The sequence below is a fragment of the Pseudonocardia nigra genome (assembly GCF_019396355.1).
Lineage (GTDB): Bacteria > Actinomycetota > Actinomycetes > Mycobacteriales > Pseudonocardiaceae > Pseudonocardia > Pseudonocardia nigra.
This window is the reverse complement of record NZ_JAHKRK010000485.1, coordinates 1-1,144: the sequence shown is the minus strand read 5'-3', so window position 1 is coordinate 1,144 and position 1,144 is coordinate 1. Positions and strand designations below refer to the sequence as shown.

Sequence of the window (1,144 nt, the reverse complement as noted above, 5' to 3'; positions counted from 1 at the left end):
CTAGGTGGCTGGTGTCTTTCGCGTGGCGGTCGCCCTGCTGGGCGGCGCGCCGCGGGAGGATCTCGGGGTGACGTTGGGGCGCGCTGATCGTCAGGTCGATCTGTTCGACGACGCGGCCGGGTTCTGCGAGGAGTCGCTGCCGGAGAACTCGATCTACCGGTTCCTGGCCCGGGAGCGCGACCGGTTGTTCCCGGACGAGTTGTTCGCGGATCTGTTCACCGATCGGGGGCGGCGCTCGGTGCCGCCGTCGGTGGTGGCCACGGTGATGGTGTTGCAGCGGCTGGAGGGGCTCTCGGATCGGGAGTCGGTCGACCGGTACGCCTTCGACGTGCGCTGGCGCTACGCGGCCGGGGTCGGTGGCTACGGCGGGGGCGGGTGGGGCCGGTTCGCGCACACCGTGTTGGTGGACATGCGTGAGCGGTTGCGCCGCTCGCAGCGCCCGAACCGGATCTTCGAGGTGGGGCTGGAGGCGGCGGCCGCGGCGGGGCTGGTGGGGCGGCGACGGGTGCTGGACTCGACGCCGTTGTATGACGCGGTGGCCACGATGGACACCGTGACGTTGATCCGCTCGGCGCTGCGTGGGTTGCTGGCCGCCGCCGTGGCCGCCGACGCGGACCTGGCAGCCGAGTTGCGCGCGGCGCTGACAAGCGGCGACGACTACCGCGAGCGGGGCAAGCCGCGGATCGACTGGGACGACTCGGTCGCCCGCGAGGAGTTGGTCGATTCTCGGGGCCGGGACGGGTTCGCGGTGCTTGCGCTGCTCGACGGACGCGCGCTCGACGAGCCGGTCGAGCAGGCCGCGGCGCTGCTGGCCACGGTGCTGGGCCAGGACCTGACCAGCGGGGAGGACGGGGGGTTCCGCATCGCCCGGCGGGTCGCGAAGGATCGGGTGATCTCCACCGTGGACCCCGACACCCGGCACGGGCACAAGACCTCCGCGCGCGGGTTCGACGGCTACAAGGGCCACGCCGGCATCGACCCCGACTCGGAGATCATCACCGCCACCACGGTCACCCCGGGCAACGCCGGCGATGCCAGCGTCGCCGCCGACCTCATCGCCGACCTCCTCGCCGACAGCAGGGATCAGGCCGAGCCCGAGCAGGCCGAGCCCGAGCAGGCCGAGCCCGAGCAGGCCGAGCCCGAG

The 1,144-nt window shown here is 73.0% G+C and carries 1 protein-coding gene; it reads left to right on the top strand.

The window, feature by feature from the left end:
• Positions 1-22: 22 nt before the first annotated feature.
• On the top strand, positions 23-1,144 hold a 1,122-nt coding region (locus KME75_RS41775), incomplete at its 3' end, for a transposase (protein WP_308283530.1).